Source organism: uncultured Selenomonas sp., from assembly GCA_905372355.1.
Lineage (GTDB): Bacteria > Bacillota > Negativicutes > Selenomonadales > Selenomonadaceae > Selenomonas.
This window is the reverse complement of record CAJPOT010000006.1, coordinates 41,364-63,910: the sequence shown is the minus strand read 5'-3', so window position 1 is coordinate 63,910 and position 22,547 is coordinate 41,364. Positions and strand designations below refer to the sequence as shown.

At 53.5% G+C, this 22,547-nt stretch carries 24 protein-coding genes and 1 pseudogene; 9 read left to right on the top strand and 16 right to left on the bottom strand.

All coding sequences use genetic code 11. The features are described from left to right. Positions 1 to 180: 180 nt before the first annotated feature. Positions 181 to 1,473 (bottom strand): ATP-dependent Clp protease ATP-binding subunit ClpX, encoded by a 1,293-nt coding sequence (gene clpX, locus QZ177_RS05465; protein WP_294175962.1) that lies wholly within the window; start codon positions 1,471 to 1,473, stop codon positions 181 to 183. Between the two features lie 174 nt (positions 1,474 to 1,647). After that, a complete protein-coding gene (locus tag QZ177_RS05460; RefSeq protein WP_294175850.1) occupies positions 1,648 to 2,658 on the bottom strand; it encodes a PDDEXK nuclease domain-containing protein in 1,011 nt (336 codons plus the stop codon). A 223-nt stretch (positions 2,659 to 2,881) separates the two neighbouring features. Here QZ177_RS05460 and QZ177_RS05455 point away from each other — a divergent pair, with 223 nt between their 5' ends. From QZ177_RS05455 to QZ177_RS05445, 3 genes are read left to right on the top strand one after another with little or no spacing between them, the layout of a single operon-like run. Beyond that, on the top strand, positions 2,882 to 3,106 hold the full coding sequence (locus QZ177_RS05455; RefSeq protein WP_006192588.1) for a hypothetical protein: 225 nt from the start codon (positions 2,882 to 2,884) through the stop codon (positions 3,104 to 3,106). After that, complete coding sequence (locus tag QZ177_RS05450) at positions 3,099 to 4,022, top strand: HipA domain-containing protein (RefSeq protein WP_294175849.1); 924 nt, start codon at positions 3,099 to 3,101, stop codon at positions 4,020 to 4,022. Before QZ177_RS05455 ends, QZ177_RS05450 begins: the two co-directional genes overlap by 8 nt. Before the next feature lie 32 nt (positions 4,023 to 4,054). After that, positions 4,055 to 4,501 carry a hypothetical protein gene (locus tag QZ177_RS05445; RefSeq protein ID WP_294175848.1) on the top strand — a complete coding sequence of 149 codons (447 nt, stop codon included), beginning with the start codon at positions 4,055 to 4,057 and terminating at the stop codon, positions 4,499 to 4,501. Between the two features lie 113 nt (positions 4,502 to 4,614). Here QZ177_RS05445 and QZ177_RS05440 read toward each other — a convergent pair whose 3' ends face one another. From QZ177_RS05440 to QZ177_RS05420, 5 genes are all read right to left on the bottom strand, one after another. Beyond that, positions 4,615 to 5,484 (bottom strand): IS3 family transposase, encoded by an 870-nt coding sequence (locus QZ177_RS05440; protein WP_294175847.1) that lies wholly within the window; start codon positions 5,482 to 5,484, stop codon positions 4,615 to 4,617. 2 nt (positions 5,485 to 5,486) lie between these two features. Next, on the bottom strand, positions 5,487 to 5,855 hold the full coding sequence (locus QZ177_RS05435; RefSeq protein ID WP_294175846.1) for a hypothetical protein: 369 nt from the start codon (positions 5,853 to 5,855) through the stop codon (positions 5,487 to 5,489). Positions 5,856 to 6,004: 149 nt separating this feature from the next. Then, positions 6,005 to 6,499: a flavodoxin family protein gene (locus tag QZ177_RS05430; RefSeq protein ID WP_294175845.1), complete on the bottom strand. Its 495-nt coding sequence runs from the start codon at positions 6,497 to 6,499 to the stop codon at positions 6,005 to 6,007. 14 nt (positions 6,500 to 6,513) lie between these two features. Next, positions 6,514 to 6,903: an OsmC family protein gene (locus tag QZ177_RS05425; protein WP_294175844.1), complete on the bottom strand. Its 390-nt coding sequence runs from the start codon at positions 6,901 to 6,903 to the stop codon at positions 6,514 to 6,516. A gap of 128 nt (positions 6,904 to 7,031) precedes the next feature. Continuing rightward, the gene (locus QZ177_RS05420; RefSeq protein ID WP_294175843.1) at positions 7,032 to 7,298 is read right to left on the bottom strand and encodes a TIGR03905 family TSCPD domain-containing protein; all 267 of its coding nucleotides are present in this window, start codon (positions 7,296 to 7,298) and stop codon (positions 7,032 to 7,034) included. Positions 7,299 to 7,440: 142 nt separating this feature from the next. Here QZ177_RS05420 and QZ177_RS05415 point away from each other — a divergent pair, with 142 nt between their 5' ends. The 3 genes and pseudogenes from QZ177_RS05415 (at position 7,441) to QZ177_RS05405 (ending at position 8,755) form a co-directional block, all read left to right on the top strand. Further along, the gene (locus QZ177_RS05415; protein ID WP_294175842.1) at positions 7,441 to 7,767 is read left to right on the top strand and encodes a helix-turn-helix domain-containing protein; all 327 of its coding nucleotides are present in this window, start codon (positions 7,441 to 7,443) and stop codon (positions 7,765 to 7,767) included. A gap of 161 nt (positions 7,768 to 7,928) precedes the next feature. Further along, positions 7,929 to 8,303, top strand: a pseudogene (locus QZ177_RS05410) (CtkA family protein); the annotation flags it as partial. A gap of 32 nt (positions 8,304 to 8,335) precedes the next feature. After that, complete coding sequence (locus tag QZ177_RS05405) at positions 8,336 to 8,755, top strand: hypothetical protein (RefSeq protein WP_294175841.1); 420 nt, start codon at positions 8,336 to 8,338, stop codon at positions 8,753 to 8,755. Between the two features lie 329 nt (positions 8,756 to 9,084). Here QZ177_RS05405 and QZ177_RS05400 read toward each other — a convergent pair whose 3' ends face one another. From QZ177_RS05400 to QZ177_RS05390, 3 genes are all read right to left on the bottom strand, one after another. Beyond that, positions 9,085 to 10,203, bottom strand: coding sequence for a 5-methyltetrahydropteroyltriglutamate--homocysteine S-methyltransferase (locus QZ177_RS05400; RefSeq protein WP_294175840.1), 1,119 nt, complete (start codon positions 10,201 to 10,203; stop codon positions 9,085 to 9,087). Between the two features lie 135 nt (positions 10,204 to 10,338). Then, on the bottom strand, positions 10,339 to 11,751 hold the full coding sequence (locus QZ177_RS05395; protein WP_009645363.1) for an amino acid permease: 1,413 nt from the start codon (positions 11,749 to 11,751) through the stop codon (positions 10,339 to 10,341). 183 nt (positions 11,752 to 11,934) lie between these two features. Continuing rightward, positions 11,935 to 13,653 carry a diguanylate cyclase gene (locus tag QZ177_RS05390; protein ID WP_232208168.1) on the bottom strand — a complete coding sequence of 573 codons (1,719 nt, stop codon included), beginning with the start codon at positions 13,651 to 13,653 and terminating at the stop codon, positions 11,935 to 11,937. Positions 13,654 to 13,950: 297 nt separating this feature from the next. On the opposite strand from QZ177_RS05390, the gene QZ177_RS05385 reads away from it, so the two are divergent. The 3 genes from QZ177_RS05385 (at position 13,951) to QZ177_RS05375 (ending at position 16,423) form a co-directional block, all read left to right on the top strand. Beyond that, complete coding sequence (locus QZ177_RS05385; protein ID WP_009645344.1) at positions 13,951 to 14,664, top strand: hypothetical protein; 714 nt, start codon at positions 13,951 to 13,953, stop codon at positions 14,662 to 14,664. A gap of 86 nt (positions 14,665 to 14,750) precedes the next feature. Then, positions 14,751 to 15,542 (top strand): bifunctional hydroxymethylpyrimidine kinase/phosphomethylpyrimidine kinase, encoded by a 792-nt coding sequence (gene thiD / locus QZ177_RS05380; RefSeq protein ID WP_037369555.1) that lies wholly within the window; start codon positions 14,751 to 14,753, stop codon positions 15,540 to 15,542. A gap of 41 nt (positions 15,543 to 15,583) precedes the next feature. Next, a complete protein-coding gene (locus tag QZ177_RS05375) occupies positions 15,584 to 16,423 on the top strand; it encodes a menaquinone biosynthesis protein (protein ID WP_294175833.1) in 840 nt (279 codons plus the stop codon). A gap of 154 nt (positions 16,424 to 16,577) precedes the next feature. On the opposite strand, the gene QZ177_RS05370 is transcribed toward QZ177_RS05375, so the two are convergent. The 6 genes from QZ177_RS05370 to dnaX all read right to left on the bottom strand — a co-directional run bounded on the left by QZ177_RS05370 (position 16,578) and on the right by dnaX (position 22,469). Then, positions 16,578 to 17,894 carry a hypothetical protein gene (locus QZ177_RS05370; protein ID WP_294175832.1) on the bottom strand — a complete coding sequence of 439 codons (1,317 nt, stop codon included), beginning with the start codon at positions 17,892 to 17,894 and terminating at the stop codon, positions 16,578 to 16,580. A 65-nt stretch (positions 17,895 to 17,959) separates the two neighbouring features. Beyond that, a complete protein-coding gene (locus tag QZ177_RS05365; RefSeq protein ID WP_294175831.1) occupies positions 17,960 to 19,132 on the bottom strand; it encodes an MFS transporter in 1,173 nt (390 codons plus the stop codon). Between the two features lie 81 nt (positions 19,133 to 19,213). Then, the gene (locus QZ177_RS05360; RefSeq protein ID WP_006192648.1) at positions 19,214 to 19,456 is read right to left on the bottom strand and encodes a pro-sigmaK processing inhibitor BofA family protein; all 243 of its coding nucleotides are present in this window, start codon (positions 19,454 to 19,456) and stop codon (positions 19,214 to 19,216) included. Between the two features lies 1 nt (position 19,457). Further along, on the bottom strand, positions 19,458 to 20,063 hold the full coding sequence (gene recR / locus QZ177_RS05355; RefSeq protein ID WP_006192647.1) for a recombination mediator RecR: 606 nt from the start codon (positions 20,061 to 20,063) through the stop codon (positions 19,458 to 19,460). Between the two features lies 1 nt (position 20,064). After that, positions 20,065 to 20,400, bottom strand: coding sequence for a YbaB/EbfC family nucleoid-associated protein (locus tag QZ177_RS05350; RefSeq protein ID WP_006192646.1), 336 nt, complete (start codon positions 20,398 to 20,400; stop codon positions 20,065 to 20,067). Positions 20,401 to 20,474: 74 nt separating this feature from the next. Continuing rightward, positions 20,475 to 22,469 carry a DNA polymerase III subunit gamma/tau gene (gene dnaX, locus QZ177_RS05345; RefSeq protein ID WP_294175827.1) on the bottom strand — a complete coding sequence of 665 codons (1,995 nt, stop codon included), beginning with the start codon at positions 22,467 to 22,469 and terminating at the stop codon, positions 20,475 to 20,477. Between the last annotated feature and the right edge of the window lie 78 nt (positions 22,470 to 22,547).

The following is a 22,547-nucleotide window of genomic DNA, read 5'->3' as shown; positions in this document are numbered from 1 at the left end:
TAGAAAATCCCCCCAAGGTGGTGACTTGGGGGGATTTTCGTGTACATGTTATGGAAGTTGCTCTTTCATTCCTGCCATGTTCAGTATAGCATACTCATTATATGTGTGCAAGCGATTCAAGATGGCTAAATTTCTCAACCTCGATAAGTTCAACGAGGAAAAACAAACAACCTCATCGTTTTATCCAATCACTTCGATCTTCGGCTCTTTTCCTTCTTCCAGACATTCCTTCGTGATCGTCACGCGGCGCTTTTCTTCGGACTTGGGGATCTCAAACATCACATCGAGCATCGTGTCCTCGATGATGCCCTTGAGGCTTCTCGCGCCCGTCTTTCGCTCGATTGCCTTCTTGGCGACGGCGCGGAGGGCATCCTCTTCGAAGATCAGCTCGACATTGTCCATCGCGAGCAGCTTTTCGTACTGCTTGACAGGCGCGTCCTTCGGCTCGGTCAGAATGCGCAGGAGGTCGTCCTCGGAGAGCGTTTCAAGCGTGCAGATGACGGGCAGACGGCCGATGATCTCGGGAATGATGCCGTACTGCATGAGGTCTTCGGGACGCACCTTGTGAATGAGCTCGTCGAAGCGCTTCGCCGCGTCCTTCTCCTTGCCCTCGACTTCCGCGCCGAAGCCGATGCCCGCTACGTCCTTCTTAATGCGCTTGGCTATGACGTCCTCGATACCGACGAAGGCACCGCCGACGATGAAGAGAATGTTCTTTGTATCGACCTTGATCGTCGGCGCTTCGGGGTGCTTCCTCTGTCCGCGCGCCGTGAACTCGACGACAGAGCCTTCGAGCATCTTGAGGAGCGCCTGCTGCACGCCCTCGTGCCCGGGATCGGCGGTGATCGAGTTGTTCGCGCCCGACTTTCTCGCGATCTTGTCGAACTCGTCGAGATAGATGATGCCGTGCTCCGCCTTCTCGATGTCCTTTTCCGCCGCATAGTAGAGGTTGCGAACGGCGACCTCGACATCCGCGCCGACGAAGCCTGCTTCCGTGAGGCTCGACGCGTCCGTCACGGCAAACGGAATATCGAGGAGGCGCGACAGGTGCGAGAGGAGCGCCGTCTTGCCGCAGCCCGAGGGGCCGAGCATGATGACGTTCGACTTCTCGATGTCCGTGCCGTCCTCGTTCATGTAGCCGTACTTCATGCGTTTGTAATGGTTGTAGACGGCGACGGAGAGGATCTTCTTCGCGCGGTCCTGATTGATGATGTACTCGTCGAGATACGCCTTGATGATATGCGGCTTGTTCTTCTTCAGGATCTCGTCGAGCTGACCGGCGAAGTCGAGCTTCTCCTTCTCGACGCTCGCCGCCTCGTGCTCCTCGATGAAATTGTATATGTCCTTGACGCAGTCCTTGCAGATGGCAAATCCCGTGTTCGGGTCAAAGATCGGCATATCGTACTGATCGTGCACCGTGACTTTGCGCTTGCAGAAGCTGCAGGTATGCTTGATCGGTTCTTGTCCAGACATCATGATTCTCCCTTCACATAAAAGAAGCGCGGACAGATTCAGCGCTTCCTAAAAAGTGTCTTCCTCATTATCAACGATATGAAGATTTTTTTCAAGGGGAAACTTTGCGGTTACAGAAGCCTAGCCCATCAGCCTGCTGACGAAAGTCACCTACGGCCAAAGAGGCGTCGTTTTTTAATCACAAAGATCTGTTTTTGCAGACTCCAATGCTCGATATTCTTGACGAATCTCTTTAAGCAATTCCTCTTCGCTGGGAAGATATAATTTATATCTGGCCGCAAAAATTTGTGCTTCATTCTCCGGAAGAGTATATCGCACAACTGCATCACTTTTATCTGCACAAAGAACAATGCCGATTGGAGGATTATCCCCTTCGTTCATCAATTCACGCTCATAGTAGTGCACATACATCTGCATTTGACCTAAATCTTGATGAGTTAAATCACCAACCTTCAAATCAATCAATACAAAGCACTTCAGGATATAATTATAAAACACTAAATCAATTCTAAAATGACGTCCATCAAAAGAGAAACGTTTTTGTCTTGCTACAAAAGAAAAACCTCTTCCAAGTTCCAGCAAGAATTTCTGCAGATGGGTGATAAGTGCTTGTTCCAAGTCGTTTTCATAAAAATCATCATTCGGCGAAAGACCTAGAAATTCCAGTACATAAGGATCACGAATAACATCCTCAGGCATTTTTTCTGGTGCTGTATCAAGGATTTCTTTTGAAACGGCATTTCTATTTTTGCTGGAAAGCAAACGCTCATAAAAAAATGTATGAATCTGCCTTTCCAGTTGTCTCGTACTCCACTGTGCTTTCACAGTCTCTTCTAAGTAGAATTGACGTGCTGCTACATTTTCTACTCTCATAAGCAAGCGATAATGCGTCCAACTTAATTCGCTACGCAATGCGTAGCCATTTGGAAATGTCAAATAAAATTGACGCATATTCTTCAGATTCGCCACAGTGAAGCCTTTCCCAAAATCTGCCGTCATACGTTTGGAAAGTTCTTTCAGCAGACCTACGCCATATTCCGCCTTTTTTTCACCGTCTTGTTCATCAATAATGGATTTTCCAATCTGCCAATATGCTTCCACCATTGCAAAATTAGCTGTTTGATATACTTTATTTCTGGCGGATGCCAATATAGATTTAATTCCTTCATAAAATTCTTTTTTCATAAGGGAATCATCCTTCGCGTAAACTTTGCGGACAGATTCAGCGCTTCCTAAAAAGTGTCTTCCTCATTATCAACGATATGAAGATTTTTTTCAAGGGGAAACTTTGCGTCAATTTATTTTACAACTTCCCGATTCGTGCCGTTCAAATGATGCTGCTGTTTTGTTGCTCGTTGTCTGTGGTATAATAAGAAAAAGAGAACTACGCGAAGAAAGGAGCGGCAAAATGGAGCAGCGAATCAAATACAATCCGAAGGATTACGTCGACTATCTGGAAGAAAGCATGACGCTTTTCGCCGAAGCGATGCAGGCGGGAGATGCTTTTCTCATGCGAAGTACTTGGCGGCGTATGTACGCTGACACAAAGCAAGCAGTAAAGGAGCATTTTCTGTCCTCGCAAGAACGGGAAGAAATCCTCGACTATTATGAGGAGTTGACACCAGATGTTTGATCTTACTCATGCCACATGGCGTCCGAATCGTTATGGTGGTTCAGAGAAAAAGAGGACACTTCTTTTTGATGGGAAAATCTATATGGTAAAATTTCCCGAATTGCCTCGTTCCAAGAAGGTATTTGTCAGCTACACTGGCAATCAGTTTTCCGAACATATCGGTTGCCAAATCTTTCAAATTTTGCAGATTCCCGCACAAAATACATTCTTAGCAAAATATTGCGAACCCATCACCAACAAAGAAAAAATCGTCGTTGCTTGTGAAGATTTTTGTCAGGACGGCAGTCGCCTTTTGGAGTTCAGTAAGATTGGGCATCACGATACGGGAAGTGACAAGACATATACTACAACATTTGAGGATGTTTACGAAATCATTGAGCGTTTCGATTTTCCCGTGAACAAGCTCGCCATAAAAAAACGTTTTTGGGACATGTTTGTTGTTGATGCCTTAATCGGGAATGTTGATCGCCATTTGGATAACTGGGGATTACTGGAAGATTCAACGGGCAGAATAAAGCCTGCACCGGTATATGACTGCGGATCCTCTTTAGCGCCGTTGACATCAGACGAGGAAAAAGCTCATTTGCTTACGAATGATAGCTTGCTCAAATCTAACGAGTATAACCTTTGCTCAATTTATCGCCAGAATGGGAAGAGAGTATTCTACCATGAAATCTTGAAAACGCCTCCTGATGACCTGCATCGATCAATTTTGGAGATCGTTCCAAGAATCAAGCTCGCTGCACCGCGCATCGATGCGCTGATTGACGCGACAGAAGGAATGACCGATATTTCCAAAACCTATATGAAGAAATCCCTCGCCATGCGCCTGAATCAGATGCTGCTTCCATCATTAAAGAAAGCGCAGGAGCGTCAGGCTCGCGAGGATGGGGAAAGCCGCGGCTTCAGCCGTTGACACAAATGGCGGGATCGGAAAGGAACAGTCCGATGAGCAGCATATACACCTACAACGATTATCTGCGCGATCTCTTGAAGGATGCGCTCTGCATCCTCGCCTACGATACGGCTGCGGATTATCTGGGGCTATGGAGCGGCAGTATGAATCCGCTTACGGCGAATATTTATGTCTGCAAGCCTCTGCACATCGAAGGAACGACGGAATATCTGATTCCTTCCTTTGAAGCTGTGAAACATGAGAATCGCCTCGGGCTTCTTTGCACGACGGTCAATCAGACCATCAACGATCTCCTGCGTGCTGACGGCGATAATCAGGTCATACAGGAAAGTTTGGCCACGGTTTATTATACGAATGGAGAATCCTTTGACTCTCTTCGCATTGATGACGATCTTTTGCTTGCCTTTGAGCATTATAAGGATTGGGCAATTGAATATGCACTTGTCAACAAAAACGGGACACAAAAATTCCAAAAATAGTCATGAAAATCTGAACGTCAGACAAACCTTATCGAAGCGTTAGACAACCGTTGAAGACCGAGATTTTTATGCTGGTTTGGATGTCTACGAAATCTATTCACAATGACCGCTTATCAAGTGTCGGCTCTTCCGCGCTTGGGCGCGAACCGTTCCCGATACTGCTTTGGAGTAGGGTATCCAAGGGCGTATGCGGGACGCTCTTCGTTGAAGAATCGAATATATTCGGCGACCTGCCCAGGGACATCGTCTGCAGATGTGATGTGCAAATCTGTAAACAACTCGGCCTTTACCCATCCGTTGATGGCTTCCATGGCGGCATTGTCCGTTGGCGTGCCGGCTCTAGACATGGATCTAGTGATGTTATACATGGGCAGGAGTTCGTTGTAGCTTTTGGAAGCGTATACAGAGCCTCGGTCACTATGAAGGACAAGCTCCTGTTTCGGATATTGCTTCTTGAACTCGATGACATCCCGCAAACCATTGAGATAGGTCATACGATCGCCGCGCTTGGACGAAAGCGCATGTGCAATCAGCTCATCATTCCATAAATCCATATACAACGTGAGCTCATAATAGATGCCCCTCACATAAAAGGCAGTCATGTCACTCACCACGCATTCCATCGGACCGGCAATATTGATTCCTGCGAGCAACAGATTCGGGTACGTCTTGAACGAATCCCCGGGCTTCTTGTACTTGTAATGCTTGGAAACGCTCTTGATTCCAGCAATCTTGCAGCATTTATGTGCATAGGGATCGGAAAGGACGATTCCCTTGTCCAACCTGATCTTGGCATTCAACCAACGATACCCGTGAGAAGGAAAGCGGCTATGGTATTGCTGAAACAACTCGATGCTCTTAGCAAGCTGTTTCTTCTGTTCCGATGGATTTTCAACGCTCTTCTTCCAATTGTAGAAACTGCTGCGTGGAATGCCCATCTTTTTGCAAAGCAGCTGGATGGGGAAATCCCCAGAAAGCTCCACGATTACTTGGTATTCTTCTTGCCGATAGGAATGAACTTCTTTTCCGCACCAACTCCTTCCACCAGATAGCCTTTTTTTAAGCGCGCTTCCGTAATCCTAGCCATCACAAGGGCGTCGATCAGCTCTTCTTTCGTCATGGATTGGAGGTCTTCCAGTCCTGCGGGCGTCGGCTTGAATTTCATATTGGCAAGACCGCAGTTACTCTTTGTTCCTCGTTTCGGAGGGAGTCGGTTGGCATTTCGGTACTGCCGCATGTAATTCCGCGCCGTTTCGTCGCTGATCTCATATTCTTCTGCTGCTTCATACCTTGTGAGTTCGCCGTCGTAAATCCGACGGCCTATGTCCAATCTTTGCTCTTTCGTGTACTTCATGTGGCAACCTCCTGTGCGCATCAGAGAGCTAAATTGTCCACCGCTTGTTATCCTGTGTACAGAATACTACAAACGGCGTCTGATTTGTACCCCCTCTGTGTCCAGTTTTAGTTTACCACTTCATTGTTGATGATATAGTGCGTTCTCTGTTAATTGTCTTTCCCCGCAATCGACATTACCTGCATGGCAAATCGCTTGCCATAGGCCACAAACAAGTCCCGGAAATCTTCTATATTCTGGCTCATTCCAACCGGTCCGATATGTATCACCGGCGTTCCGTGAGAACCTCCTCCCGAGTATACCATCATGCCCAGGACCATTTCATGAGTCAACATGATTTGTATTGCGTTTTCTGCGCCGCCGTGAATATACTGCTCCGTTGCATAGGCTCCGCCCAGTTTCCCGGCTAAACCCAACTTGGGAGCCTCCGTCTCCATCCATGTTTTCATGTTGGCAGTGAGCGAGGCAAAATATGTCGGAGATCCCAAGATAACTCCATCGCAAGTTTTTACATAATCCGTGTCCACATCTGCCAACGAAAAAGTCCTTACCTCGCAGATTTCTTTGATACCCTTGGAAACATATTCCGCAGCTTTTGCAGTTGTTCCCGTCTTACTGTCATAGATAATCGCTATCTTTTGCAACGTAAATTCTCCTTTTACTCTTGTACAACAATTGCTTTCACGGTGATATTCAGGCTGTTCAGCACCGGAGAATACTCCAAGGAATGATGCACTATCGCATCCAACTGTTCCTTAGATGCATCCGATTTGATATATAATTTTATGGCAACGTCACCAATGCCATGCCTGCCACCATGTACGGCACCAAAGAACACTCCCATGTCCAGATTGGCGTCTACCTCTGTTTTCAAATCCTGAATTGTTACTCCTTCAAGGCTTGCCCCGATGACGATGCCGATGGAAAAACATCCGGCAATGCCAGTCATAAGATATTCCACGGGGTTGGGCCCTTTGTTCATCCCACCAAGTTCCTGCGGCTCATCCAACGTCAAGGGCGCAAAGTCACGGATGTTCACGTTGCCCATGAGACCGTCCTTTCACGCGAGTTTTGCGTGAAAGGGCAAAACTCCGGTTTGAGGGTCGGCTGCAATTGCCTTTGCAGTGGCTTGGAATTTCTCGTTATCAAAATTATTCACCATATTATCGTTCTCCCTTATGCTACATTTGCCTTTTCAATGGCTGTTGTCAGTGCAATGGAAAGCTGGTCGGCGCAAGACGTGCCGCGCCCTCCGCAATCATTGCCTTTCAGAATGCTTGCCACATTTTTAGGATCGGCTCCCTCCACCAGTTTGCCGATAGCCAAAAGATTGCCGGGGCACCCACCTGCAAAACGCACATTGCGGAGCTTACCCTCATCATCGATGCCAAAGGTTATCTGGCGAGTGCATACGCCTTGGGGCTGAAAGGAATAGTTTTTCATTTCGCATCCTCACTCTCTGTCCATATCTGCTTGCAACTTTCTGTCGATAAGTGTATTATACATGATATAAAAAACTTATCAAGTACGCAGATTTTATTTACCAGATACGAAAAACCTGAGCAAAAGATTGGAGGACGATTTCGTGGAAAAAGAAAATGGGATAGCCTCAGCAACTTGCGGACTACGGAAGACATTGGGCATTCTCGGCGGCAAATGGAAAATCCTTATCATTTGCTCCATAGACGAGGTTGGCGTTATGCGGTACAACGAGCTGAAGCGAAAGGTTGATGGCATAACCAACACCATGCTGGCAAACTCCCTTCACGAACTGGAGAACGATGGTATGGTGCTACGGAAACAGTATATGGAAATGCCCGTGCGAGTGGAGTACGAGCTAACGGATCGCTGCCGCTCGGTCATTCCTATTCTGTTGGAACTTAAAGCGTGGGGGGAGAAAAATATTCCTTAACGTTGCAACGTGTGATTACTGTCTCCAATCCAGCAATATCAAAGCTTCACTGCAAAACCGAGCCTCCCTGCTTGAAGAACGAGCCTCCTATGCCAAAAACGAGCCTCCCCTATGCGGCTCGTCTGGAATAATTAAATTGTATCATTTACTGCATAAATATATCATCGTTATCTCCGTTATCATCGGACGAGCGAAAGGATTTACTACTTAAAGATGAAAATTTGATGAAGATAGAAGAGTATAACTTGTGTTCTGTCTATCGTCATCAAGGAAAGCGAATCTTCTACCATGAAATCTTGAAAACGCCTCCTGATGACCTGCATCGATCAATTTTGGAGATCGTTCCAAGAATCAAGTTCGCGGCACCGCGCATTGACGCGCTGATTGATGCGACGGAGGGAATGACCGACATTTCCAAAACCTATATGAAGAAATCCCTCGCCATGCGCCTGAATCAGATACTGCTTCCGGCATTGAAGAAAGCGCAGGAGCGTCAGGCTCGCGAGGATGGGGAAAGCCGCGGCTTCAGCCGTTGACACAAATGGCGGGATCGGAAAGGAACAGTCCGATGAGCAGCATATACACCTATAACGACTATCTGCGCGATCTCTTAAAGGATGCGCCCTGCATCCTCGCCTACGATACGGCTGCGGATTATCTGGGGCTTTCCAATGGGAGCAGCTTTCATGAAGCTGCCCATATCTATGTACTGTCGCCCTTGCACATAGATGGAACAAGAGAGCATCTCGTACCTTCTTTTGATACAGTGGAACATGAAATGCGCAACGGACTTCTCTGTACGACCGTCAATCAAACCATCAACGATCTCCTGCGTGCTGACGGCGATAATCAGGTCATACAGGAAAGCTTGGCCGACGTATACTTTTCCAATGGAGAATCTTTTGATTCCTTACAGATTGAGGAAGAGCTTCTCCCGCGTTTTGAGAAGTACAAGATTTGGGCAATGGAATACTATGATGAAGCATGAAGCATGAATGAAAATGAAGCTCTTATGATGAAGGTTATGGCAGAACTTGCAATCGCCAAAGCGCCTATTATCTTCAAAGGCGCAATGAATCTGGCCTTGGCTCTTCAAGAATAACCGACAATCCATAAGATTTTGTAAATTCTGTCGACTATAATCGACAAAATTTGATAATACGGATGTTCTGTTCATTATAGATAAACAAAAAAGCGACGCCCTTTCAATGCCCGGCCGGCTGACGAGAGTCAACTGCAGGCGAGAGACGTCGCTTCTTATCTTCATATTATCTTCATAGGAACAACATCAAGCGAGATGCATCGAGCCGAGACCCCTTACTGCCAGACCGCCTCAGCGATCTCGCGGATCAGGCGCAGTTTTTTCCACTGATCGTCCTCTGTCAGGATATTGCCCTCTTCCGTCGAAGAGAAGCCGCACTGCGGGCTAAGGCAGAGCTGATCGAGCGGCACGAACTTTGCCGCCTCTTCGATGCGCTTCTTTATGTCGTCCTTGTTTTCAAGATCCGCCGTCTTGGACGTCACGAGGCCGAGCACGACGCGCTGATCCTTGATGTGCTTCAAGGGTTCGAAGCCGCCGGCACGGTCGGAATCGTATTCGAGGAAGAAGCCGTCGACATGGCAGCCGCCGAAGAGGATTTCGGCGACAGGCTCGTAACCGCCCGAGGAGAACCATGTTGAGCGGAAGTTGCCGCGGCAGATGTGCATCGTGATCGTCATGTCCGCGGGCTTCGCTTCCAGCACGCGATTGATCATCGTCACATAGGCACGTTCGATCTTGTCGAGATCGAAACCGCGCGCCTCGTATGCCTTGCGCTTCTCGGGGTCGCAGAACTCGCCCCACGACGTATCGTCGAGCTGGAGATAGCGGCAGCCTGCCTCGTAGAAGGCACGAACGGCCTTCTGATAAGCGAGCGCAATGTCCTCGAAAAGACGCGCTTCGTCCTTATAGTGCTCGATCGGCACATAGTCCGTCGCACGCACACAGCAGATGAGATGCAGCATGCTCGGCGAAGGGATCGTCATCTTCGCGAGCGTGTCGCCCGCAAGAGACTGCAGATAGCAGAAGTGCTCGATAAACGGATGATCGCCGAAATCCACCTTGTCCACGATCTTCACCGTCGCCGCCTTCGGCTGTGCGCCCTTGAACGCCACGGACCAATGCTCTGCTCCGACTTCTTCGATGCCCTCCAAGGCGGCGAGAAAGTCGAGATGCCAATAGCGACGGCGGAATTCGCCGTCCGTCACCGCCTTGAGTCCGACTTCCTTCTCCTTCGCCACGAGATCGCGGATCGCCGCATCCTCAGCTTCTTTCAGCTCCTCTGCCGCAGCTTTTCCGGCAGCGAATGCCTCGCGCTTTTCTTTCAGCGCTTCAGGGCGTAGGAAACTGCCCACGATATCGTAACGGAACGGCGGTCGATTTTTTGCATTTGCCATAAGAAATCCTCCTCCTAATTTCCCAGTGATGTTTCCATCATAATACCTTTATTATAGAAAATCAATAGGATTTATATATTTAGCAACCTTCTCCTTATTCCTGTAAGAGCAAGTCCGCCCATTTTGCAAGGCGGTTTACCGCTTTTCTGCCCTTGCCGCTTCCTCTGCCGCACGGCGGCCGATGACGCTGTGGGCGCGGCTGTAGCCGAAGTAGACGCAAAGACCGAAGAGAATCCAGAAGCCGAAGCGGTGCCAAGTGGCGAGCGGCAGATTTGCCATGAGGTAGCCGCACGAGAGGACGGCGAGCGGCGCGATGAGCCAGACGGCGGGGCATTTGAAATTGCGCTTGAGGTCAGGCTCGGTCTTTCGGAGCACCATGACGCCGATGGAGGCGATGAGGAAGGCGGAGAGCGTGCCGATGTTTGCCATCTCTGCAATCATGCCGATGGGGAAGACGCCCGCGATGACGGAGACGAAAATCGCGCCGAGGATCGTCACGCGGTACGGCGTATGAAAGCGGCGGTGGATCTTGCAGACGTTCGCCGGCACCATGCCGTCGCGGCTCATCGCGAAGAAGATGCGCGACTGGCCGTAGAGGAGCACGAGCAGCACCGTCGTGATGCCGCAGATCGCGCCGACGGCGACGATGGCAGAGCCGACATTGTAGCCGATGTGGCGCAGCGCGAAGGCGACAGGCTCCGCCGTGTCGAGCATCGAATACGGCACGACGCCCGTGAGGACGGCGGCGACGACGGCATAGAGCAGCGTACAGATAAAGAGCGATCCGATGATGCCGACGGGCAGATCCCTTGCGGCGTTGCGGCACTCTTCCGCCGTCGTCGCGACGGCATCGAAGCCGATGTAGGCGAAGAAGACGATGGCCGCGCCCGAGACGACGCCGCTATAGCCGAACGGCAAAAACGGCTCCCAATTCGTGGCGTCGACATGCGGTGCAGCGAGCACGAGGAAGAGGAAGATCGCAGCGAGCTTGACGAAGACAAGGATGCGGTTGAGCTTGACGCTCTCCTTCGTACCGCGCACGAGGAGAAACGACAAAAAGAGCGTGATGAGGACGGCGGGCAGGTTGAAGATGCCGCCTTCTGCTGGCGCGACGACGAGTTCATGCGGCAGCACGAGTCCCGCCGAGGCGAAGAGGCCGACAACGTAGCCCGACCAGCCGACGGCGACGGCGCTCGACGTCACCGTGTATTCGAGAATGAGATTCCAGCCGACGATGAAGGCGATGAACTCACCTAAGGACGCATAGGCGTAGGTGTAAGCGCTTCCCGAAGCGGGCACGATGGAGGCAAACTCCGCGTAGGCGAGACCCGCGAGCGCACACGTGAGCCCCGAGAGGATGAACGAAAGCGGCACGGCAGGCCCTGCGTACTTGGCGGCAGCGACGCCCGTGAGCACGAAGATGCCCGTGCCGATGACAGCGCCGATGCCGAGCATCAGGAGGTCGACGGCGGCGAGGTTTTTGAGCATGCCCGAGGCCGCAGCCGCAGCCTGCAGCTCGTCGATGCTTTTCCTGCGAAAGAGATCCATGATATTTTTCTTCCCTTGCAAAGAATTTGAGCGCTGAAAAATTTATTCGCAGCACCCAGAAGTGGTATGGAAGATATTATACAGCGAAAAACGTCCGCTGTCACGAAAACTGGACAACAAAAACTCCCCAGACAATCAATCTGGGGAGCCGCATATCCGATATGATGTCGACTGCGATGGATTTCAGCGAAAGGTGACCTTGTTCTTGCCCGCCGTTCGCTTCGATTCGTAGAGAGCCGCATCGGCGCGCTGAAAGACGCTTTCCGGCGTATCGTGCGCACTTGAGAGCGTCACGCCGATGCTCAAGCCGACGGATCTTTTGTCGGGCATCAAGAGAGAGAGCGAAGATGCACCGCGATGGATTCGCTCGACCACGCGCTCAGCTGCTGCACGGTTGGCATGCGTCAGGATGACGAAGAACTCGTCTCCGCCCCAGCGCGACACGATGTCCACGCTGCGCACCGACGAGCGCAGGATGTCGGCGAGCGCCACGAGCGCCTCATCGCCCATGGCATGGCCAAAGGTATCGTTGATGCCCTTGAAGTCGTCCATGTCAAGCATCATGACGGCAAACGGAATATCCGAGGCGAGCGCATCGTGCAGGATGTCCTTGAAAGAGCGCTCCATAGCGCGACGGTTCATCAGACCCGTGAGGGCATCGCGCTCGGCGAGGACGACGAGCTTGCTGTGCGCCGACTCCCACTCTTTCGTCATGGCGTCAACGAAGTGTACGAGGTGGGCAATGATCGAAGTCTGCTCGCCGAACTGCGGCGACACAGGCTTGTAGATCGACGTTTCTTTCGGCTCGCCCTCGCGGAAGCCGACGCTGACCATCATGAGGTTCGTCTTCATGAACTTGCCCCTGCTGCGGAAAAACTCCGCGTAGGAATAGAATCCATGCGTGGGCACGGCACGCGAGATAGCAGCATATTCGTAAATATTATTCTTCTGCAGCATGACGTAATGCCCCATGCAGTTGACGATGAAGACGGCTTCGGGTGAGAATTCGCAAAGTTCCGCATGCGTCCTCTGCGCTTCGCTGATGATGGCGATGGGATCGCCCGACGCGATGCGCAGACGCTCTCCCTCTCGAAGGTCGGCGCTGACATAGACGCAGCCGTCAGCATGAATGTCCATGAGGCGGCGTGCCAGCGTCGCGCCGTTTCGCTTCAGGCACATGGGGAAGGTCTCGACGCTCGCAAGCGATTCCCAGCAATGGCGTATGCCGAGATAGTGGGAGAAGAATTCACTCGCGGGCTTTTCGTCGAGTTCGACGATCGTGCGCTCATCTGCCATGCGCGTAATCTGCACTTCAGGGCCGAAGGGCTTCCAGCCGAATGAAATCTGTGCCTTGGCGTGAAGCTCCTCGCCGACAAAGACGACGGCAAGAAAGCCGCGCGACATCCTGTGTCCCGCGAGATCGATGACAATGCGTCTCTCGTCCATCTGATCGGAAAGAAGGCCGCCGAAGAGCACGATCTCCTCATCCACATCCGAAAGGGCGTCCAGAAGATTCATGATGCCCGGCACCTGCGCCGCGAAGAACAGACCGACAGCCTTCGTCGCTTTTTCCTGCGAGATCGTCTGAACAAGTCCCTTCGCCGCAGCCGATATGTCGGACTGCTCATCGAACGCCAGGGGAATGACACGTGAAGAGGAGAAAAAAGTAAAGGTGACGACGGCGCTCGCCGCATCGGGCAAATCGTCCTCGCCGCTCCACATCTTGCCTTTGGCAAAGCCGCATTCCGCCGCAAGCCCCACGACTTTCGCCTGAGGGAAAATTTTCCTTGTCGCTCGTTTGAAATCCTCCATCGTATGAACGGAAAGTTCCGAGGCGAAAAGCGTCACGAGAAGATCGGAAATGTGCGCCATGGAGGCGACAACATCCTTTGCCTCCTGCAAACACAGAGCAAGATCCTCTTCCTTATAAAGCAAGAAGGAGAATTGCTTCAAGGCGTATCATTCCTTTCTTTTCGATAAAAATCAAAGAGCACTTTGTTCCAAAAATCACAGATGCTATATAGATTCAGCAAATTTGCGATATGAAATTACACAAGTATCATATAATTCCATAGACCTATTGTCAAGTATGCACGGGATAAACTACACAATTTTTTTGTGCAAATGAAGCGGATTCCGTGTATAATAGAAAGAATCAACAAGTCAAGGAAAATCACCTTGTGAAAAGGAGTCAGCAGCGTGAGAATTGTCCGCTATGCGATCTTGTTCTGCGTGCTCGTCGCCCTCTTTACGGGTGCGATGCTCTATTACAGCAGCACGCACCGCGATGAAACGCAGTCAGTGCTCGCACTCCTCGAAGAGGAAACGCTTTCGCCTGAAGAAAGAGAGCAGGAAGCGGCGCAGCGCGAAGCACGCGAGGCAGAACGTCTTGCCGAAGAGGCGCGAAGAAAAGAGCGTGAGGCTCGCATCGAAAAGCTCAAGGAGGGCATGGAACGCGTAGACTCGGGAGCATATACGTGGTACAGGTATCCAGAGGAAAAGAAGCTCACAGGAGGTCTCTACGTCCAGCCGCTCCTCGGGCACAATCGGGACTCGACGTTTCGCTGCAACATCCTTTACTACTATTCGATGCACGAAAGCAGCATGCGCGGCTGGATCTTCGGCGACCATTTCGCCATCGAGGCGGACGGAGAGCGACGCACTTGGGAGATCGAGGAAAAGAAACGACGCGACCATCTCGACAAGGACGTCGAGTTTCTGACGGAACGCTCCCAGATCGCCTTGGGCGAAGAGGGGTCTTTTATCCTTCGCCGTGCGTCAAATGCCCGCACAGCGCGTTTCATCTACTGGTCGAAGGCGGAGGGAAAATCCATCAGCCATACGCTGACGAGCGAGGAGAAGCGACGCCTCAGGAACATGATCGCCCTATACGATTTGTGGCAAGAACCTTAATCTTTATGGTATACTATAGATATATAGTAATATGAGTATCTTTGGAAGACTCCATCCATTCGGTCTTCCTTTGGGAGGAATGCAGCATGAAGGACATCCGAAAGGTTCTGACGATCGCAGGCTCGGATCCGAGCGGCGGCGCAGGCATACAGGCGGACATCAAGACCATCACGGCACACAAGATGTACGCGATGAATATCTCGACGGCACTCACTGTACAGAATACGACGGGAATCCGCGATACCTTCGTCATTCCTCCAGACTTCATCGCGGCGCAGCTTGACGCCCTCTACGATGACATCCGTCCCGACGCCGTCAAGGTCGGCATGGTGGCAAACGACGCAATCGTGCGTACGATCGCCGATAAACTGAGGGAAAAGGACGCGAAGAACATCGTGCTCGATCCCGTCATCGCCTCGACGAGCGGCTGCGATCTGATCACGAGCGACACGCTCTTCGCGATGGTCGACGAGCTTCTGCCGCTCGTCGACATCGTCACGCCGAATTTGCCCGAGGCTGCAGCCATCACGGGCGTCGCCATCACCGACGAAGATTCCATGCTCAAGGCCGCCAAAGTCCTGACCGAGAGGTTTCCGATCGCCGTGCTCATCAAGGGCGGCCACCTCGTAGAGAGCGCCGACGATCTGCTCTATGCAGACGGCAAGGCGCGTTGGTACAAGCAGACGCGCATCGACAACGAGAATACGCATGGCACGGGCTGTGCGCTCTCGACGGCAATCGCCTGCGGCCTTGCAGAGGGAAAACCCCTGACCATCGCCGTTGAGGACGCCAAGGCGTACATCACGGGCGCCATCCGCGCAGGACTCGATATTGGCAAAGGGCGCGGTCCTTTGCTTCACATGTGGGAGTATATGTAAGGAAGCGCTGAATCTTTTCATTCTTCCGAAAGGAGACGTTTATGGCAGAGCCAAGGGTCGGGCACATCCATTTTCTCAATATCCTGCCTCTCACCTGGAGCTTCGCGCACGGTGGAAATCGAGAGCTGCACCTCGTGCCGGGCGTGCCGGCGGAGCTGAACCGCGAACTTCTGGCGGGCAGGCTCGATGTGAGCGGCATATCATCCATCATCTATGCACAGGGCGACGAAAGCCTTGTCATCCTGCCCGACATCTGCGTGCGCACGGACAAGGAGGTCACGAGCATCCTCCTCGTGACGAAAAAGCCTCTGGAAGAAATCAAGGATGACCGCATCATCCTCACGGCGAAATCCGCGACGAGCCACTGCCTCTTGAAGATCATCCTCAAGGAAGGATACGACGCAAGCCCCAACTACTATGTGCACCACATCGTGCCGCAGAATCCTGTGCCCGACGACGCGGCAGGCTCGCTCTTCATCGGCGACGATGCACTCTGGCTCTACCACCACCGCCGCGAAGACCTCCACTACTACGATCTCGGCGCCGAGTGGCACAAGCTCACGGGACTCGGCATGGTCTATTCTCTTTGGACAGCGAACCGCACCTTCGCGAGGGAATCGCCCGAAAAGCTGCAGCTCGTCTACGAGCGTCTCGTCCGAGGCATGGCGGAAGGAGTCGCCAACAAGTACGCGACGATCGAATCCGTGCGTGAAGAAAAGGACTTCACCTTCCAGCAGCTTGAAGAATACCTGCAGGTCATCCGTTGGGATTTGAAGGACGAGCATCTTGAAGGTCTGGAATTGTTCTATCGAAAGGCGCATGAATGGAACCTCATCAACCATGTGCCAAAGCTCTGCTTCGCCGATGTAAAGAGAATATAAACTACGCGCACTTAATGAAAGTTACCCAATCAGTTTGCGCCCTTCGGGCTTGACTTCTTGGACTTTCATAGTAAAATCACATACATGGGAAAAGGCTGTGCAAAAGTCGATGGCTTCGACTTATGCACAGCCTTTTCCTTTTTTGTAGATTACATCACTTCGGCTTGTTGACGATCTCGTCGATCTTCCAGACCGAACCGTGTCTGGTGAGAACGGCTCTGCCGTTGAAATAGCGCGTGCCGCCGGGGTTGTCGACTGCACGCAGCGTATAGGTCACGGCGACACGATCCTGCGTGGCGCTCTGCACTTCGACGTTGAGCGGCGTGCTGCTGACCGTCGTATTGAAGCCCGGCGCCCATCCCTCGTAGGTCATTTGCGACTGCATCTCAGAACCCAATGTATTGTAAGCGGCGCGCAGATTGCGATTCGTGATATTGCGATGAAAGTTTTCGAATGTCCGAACAGCATCCTGAGAACCAGAGGACGCGGGCGCAGGATTCGGAGCGGCCGGCGTCTGTGCCTTCGTCTTGGCAGAAGAAGAATTCGACAGGGCGCCCTTCTTCGCCTTGGACAATGCCTGATCGTTCGCGGAAGAGCCGAGTGCATCCTGCAGCTGATTGATAGAAGACTTGGCGGCCGTTGCAGATACGATGTCCTGATCCTTCAGCGCAGGCAGATTCGTGACGGAATAGAGAGAAAATCCGCCAATGCCCAGAAGCGCGAGGAGGGCGATGAGTCCCAATCCGAAGACGCCGAATTGAAGCGGCGATCCCTTGCGGCAGAAAAAACCGCCGATCAAGCAGCCCAAGAAAACAAGCGTGAGTACGACAGCGATGCCAATCGTGATGTAGATATGCGTCATATTCCAGATGCGAAACGTCGCCTGTATGGACTTGTCGCCTCCATTCATCAAGGCAGAAGCGAGATCCCAGACCAAGGTCGTTCCGCCATCCGTTACCTTGTCCGCATTGTGACTCTCAGGTGCATAGGGAAGAGACAGGGAAACGTCGGCACGCACGGAAGAGAGCATCGCCTGCATCATGGCGCGCTCATCCTGATCCATATTTGCCTGCGTGTCCTTCTTTCCTTCAAAGAGCACATCGACCGCATAGGTGTCGTAGAGCCAGCCCTTCTTTTGCTGCACGCCCTTCGCCTTGCCCTCGACGGTCTTGAACATATTGCCGTCGGCCTTCGCCATCTCGTCGATCGTCTTGTAATGCGTCGTTTCCTCGATCCCAGACATATTGCCGTCCTGAACGTCCTTGAGCGAAGCGTTCGGATGATTCTTCTTTGCCGATTCACGCGCCTCTTGGATCTGCTCCGCAAGAAGAGGCACGCCGACCATCGTGTTTTTTATATCCACACTGCCATCCTTGTGGATGGCGGTATCGCTGCTGATGCGAAAGCAGCCGCTCGCCATGACGGAGATGACGAGGAAAAGAAGAATGAAAAATTTCTTTTTGTGAAACATGACGCGCCTCCTTTATATTGACGAAATATCCTAAATCTTTGTATTCGTCGCAAAAGGAAAAAATCCTATCGTCTCCTGCGCCAAATCGTATAGAAGAGGACGGCGAGGACGAGGACGGCAGGGCAGAGGAGGCCGTAGAGCGCCGCATAGCCGAAGCGGGCGGCGACGAGTCCCAAGGTCGCGGCAGAAAGGCCGACGCTGATGTCGAGCGCCCAGAAGTAGGTCGCCGTCGCAAGTCCCGCGCGCTCAGGCGCGACGCTCGCGACGGCGAGCGTCTGCAAGGCGGGGCTTGCAGCGCCGAAGCCCGCGCCTAGAATCGCGGCGGAAGCAAGAAAGGCCGCAGACGACTCGGCTGCGGCAAAGCACAGGAAACCGAGGAAGAAGAGGAGAAGTCCCGGATAAACCGTATAGTCGGCACCGCGCTGATCGAAGATGCGGCCGATGAAGGGGCGCGTCACGACGATGATGAGCGCGAATATGGCAAAGAAGGCGCTGACGTCCTCTTCCATGCCGAGCGTGCGCGCATAGAGCGGGATGAAGGTCAGGACGCCGCCGTAAGCGAAGAACATGAGTCCGCCAATGAGAGCCGCAGGAAGCGCCTGCCGCTCGACGAGGGAGAATCCCCGGCCTTTTTTCTCTTTTGGCACAACGATCTCATCGGGAAGCTTCCTGCGGTTTGCGAGCCAGAGCGTGAAAAGGGCGCTCGCCGCAAGGAAGACGAAGAGTGCCATCATGCCGAAGGAGCGTATGATGAGGAGGCCTGTAAGAGGCCCGACGACCATCGCGAGATTCGTCGAGAGCGCGAAGTAGCCGATGCCCGTTCCCTTCTTCGCCGCGGGAAGGACGAGCGCCGCCAAGGTGGCCGCCGCCGTCGTGCCGAGCGCAAATTCGATGCCCTGCAGAAGCCGCAGCGTGTAGATCGCTTCTTCCGTATGCGCGAAGCAGAAGGCGAGCATGATGGCGAAGAAGGCGAGCGTCGCGCCAAGGAGCAGTCTGCCCTTGTGCAGGCTGTCGATGAGCCGGCCGGCAAACGGGCGTGAGGAGACGGCGCCGATCTGGAAGAAGGTCATGGCAAGCCCCGCTTCCAGCTCGCCTCCCTTCATCTCGTTCATGATGTAGATGGGCAGTCCGACGATGAGGATGTACTGCGCCATGAGGTGAAAAAAGTTCGTGGCGCTCATGCCGATGAATTCCGCCGTCCAGAGCGTTTCCACATTCCTTGCTTTTTCTTCGTTCAATATCTTGCCTTCTTTATTGTTTCAAGATGTTTAGAAAACACGAATACACCCAGAAGTGCCGTCTGCCCAATGTACTTTTTCTTACAAATAGCTCCACGCGAGCACCATGAGCACGCCGGGGACGCCGAAGATTCCTGCAGCGAGCGACGTGAAGATGTTGATCGTCACATGAAAGCCCAGAAGTTTGACGATGGAGAGCAGCACCGCGCCGACAACGCTGTTGACGATGAATTTCTTCAAAAGGCGCAAGGGCAAGTCTAGGAGCTTCGCCGCAATAGAAAGAAGCAGAATGCCGACGGCGAGCGACGCGATGATTTCGAGCATATTAGATTTCCTTTCTGTTTTCGAGCGCCTTGGCGAGCGTGACTTCGTCAGCGTATTCGAGATCGCCGCCGATGGGCAGGCCGTGCGCGATGCGCGTGACCTTGAGTCCTGCGGGCTTCAAAAGCCGCGCGAGGTACATCGCCGTGGCCTCGCCCTCGACCGTGGGATTCGTCGCCATGATGATCTCCTGCACCTCAGCGCCCGCCTCTCCTTCCAGCCGATGCAGAAGCTCCTTCACGCGAAGGTTCTCAGGGCCTACGCCCGAGAGCGGCGAAAGCGAGCCGTGCAGCACATGGTAAAGACCCTTGTAGTCCTTCATGCGCTCGACGGCGGCGACATCCTGCGGCTGCTCGACGACGCAGATCTTCGAGCGGTCGCGCTTTTCCGATGCGCAGATCGCACAAGGATCCTGGTCTGAGAGGTTGCAGCAGACGCTGCAAAAGCCGATCTTCTCCCGCGCTTCGACGATCGCCTCAGCGAGCGCCCGCGCCTTCGCTGCATCCATGTCGAGGACATGATAAGCAAGACGCACTGCCGTCTTGGAGCCAATGCCCGGCAGTGCGCGAAAGTGTTCAATGAGTTTTGCCAGCGGTGCGATGTACTGCATCTCAGAACATGCCCGGAGGAAGACCGAGGCCGCCCGTGAGCTTGCCCATCTCGCCCGCCATCATGTCGTCGACCTTCTTGACCGACTCGTTGAAGGCGGCCGAGAGGAGATCCTGCAGCATCTCGACATCCTCGGGATCGACGGCGGCGGGATCGATATGAAGCGACTGCACTTCCTTCTCGCCATTCATGACGATCTTGACGGCGCCGCCGCCCGCCGACACCTCGACGGTCTTCTTCTTCAGCTCCTCCTGCATCTTCTTCATGTCATTTTGAAGCTTCTGCACCTTCTTCATCATACCCTGCATATTACCCATGTTTCCCATTCCACCAAACATTGCGTTTCTCCTTTCAAAAGCAGGCGCTTCGCCTGCGCTTTTCCTTCGATTATAGCCGCAAAGCGGCTCTTAGGTCAACTGTTTTCCTCAGATGGCGGCGCATCGCCATCATCCGGCGGCGGCACGTCATCAGGCACCGGCGCATCATCGGGCAGCGAAATGTCATCAAACACCGGCGCGTCATCGAGCGGCGGCGCGTCCTTGCCTTCTGCCGTCTCGGCCACGGACTTGGCGACTGCCTTGCCGCTCGCGGCGAGGGCCGCGATGCGCTGCTCTTCGGGCAGGTCGACGAGATGTCCGCCGAGGAGCGAAACGGCATTTTGCAGACGACTTCGCTCTTCGGGCGAAAGCTCGTTCTCGTCGATCTCCAGCGGCTTCGGTGAAAGCCCTCGCGGCTCGATCTCGTCGAGCGCCGCCAACGGCGGCTTTTTCTTCGGCGCAGGAGGCGGCGCGGCAGGCGGCACAGCTTGCGCTTCGCACGAGATTGCAAGCGGTGTGCCTGAGATCTCGGCGAGCAATTCTTCGATGATCTTTCGGTAGTCGTCGCGCATTGTGCGCCGCGCGAGCAAAGGACTTGAAAAATGCAGGCGAAACGTGCCCGCGCCGTTTCCGGCGAAAGAGGCGCCCTTGAGGCACGCGAGCACGGAGATGCGCTGCTTCTCCTGCAGGCGGGAGAGAAGTTCGGCGTAGATCTTCTCTCCCTCGGGATTCGGCGTGGCCTGTGCGGCAGGAGCGGAAGAGGCAAGCGGTGCGCTATTGCGTGCCGGCGTGCCGGAAGAAGCCGCTTCGTTCGTGCGACTTGCCGCCCGTCTTCTCGCGGTTGGAAGAGGAGATGCTGCAGGCGCGGCTGCTCTCGCAGGCTGCGCCGAAAGCTGCGCCTTGAGGGCGGCAAGCTCCGCCTCAAGGCGGGCGATGCGCGCCGCTTCGGCGGGGGAGGACGCTGCGGCGGGGGTTGGCACTGGTGCACCTTCTGCACTATCTTCCACATTCTCACGGCAGAGCGAAAGCAGCGCGACCTCAAGCGTGATGCGCGGCTGCGGCGTCCAGCGAAGCTCCGCCATCGCCTCGTGCAGACGCGCGATCATCGCCATGATCTGCGCCTGCGTGAAAAGCGCCTTCTGCTCTTCGAGCGCAGCTCCGGTGTCATCCGCGAGATTGAGCGCTGCAAGAGCGCCCGCCGCCTCGTAGATCATGAGACTGCGCAGATGAAGCGTCAATTCCGCCAAGAGCTGCATCGGATCTTTGCCGAGCGCGAGAAGCTCTGCGATCGTTTCCAAGACCTCGCCCTTCGCGCGCTCGCCGATCGCCTTCGTCAGGCGATAGATCGGCTCATGCCCGATGAGGCCGAGGTTCTCCTCGACGCATGCCGCCGTCAATGTATCGCCGTCCAGGCTCGCGCACTGGTCAAGCAGCGACAGCGCATCCCTCATGCCGCCGTCCGCCTGCCGCGCGATGAGGCGAAGCGCTTCCTTCTCGCACGGGATCTTCATCTCCTGCGCCACATAGGCGAGCCTCGCTTCGATCTCCTCGACCGTAATGCGCCGAAAGTCGAAGCGCTGGCAGCGCGACTGGATCGTTGCCGGCACCTTGTGCGGCTCTGTCGTCGCGAGGATGAAGACGACATGTGCCGGCGGCTCTTCGAGCGTCTTCAAAAGCGCATTGAATGCCTCCGTCGTCAACATGTGCACTTCGTCGATGATGTAGACCTTGTAGCGCCCTTCGGCGGGCGTGAATTTCACCTTCTCGCGCAAGTCCCGCATCTCGTCGATGCCGCGGTTTGACGCCGCGTCGATCTCAAAGACGTCGAGCGCCGTGCCGTCCGCGATCTTCGTGCAATTTTTGCAGACGCCGCAAGGCTCGGGCGTCGGCCCCTTCTCACAATTCAGCGACTTCGCGAGGATCTTCGCCGTGCTCGTCTTGCCCGTGCCGCGCGGGCCGGAAAAGAGATAGGCATGAGCGATGCGTCCTGAGGAAATCGCATGGGAAAGCGTCCTCGATACGATCGTCTGCCCCACGAGATCCTTGAAGCTCCCCGGCCGCCATTGGCGGTAGAGCGCGATGTACGCCATATCTTCCCTCCTTGAACGCATAGAAAACTGCAAACGAATCCATAGAAAAAAGCTGCCGCACCAAGCCGAAACTCCGCA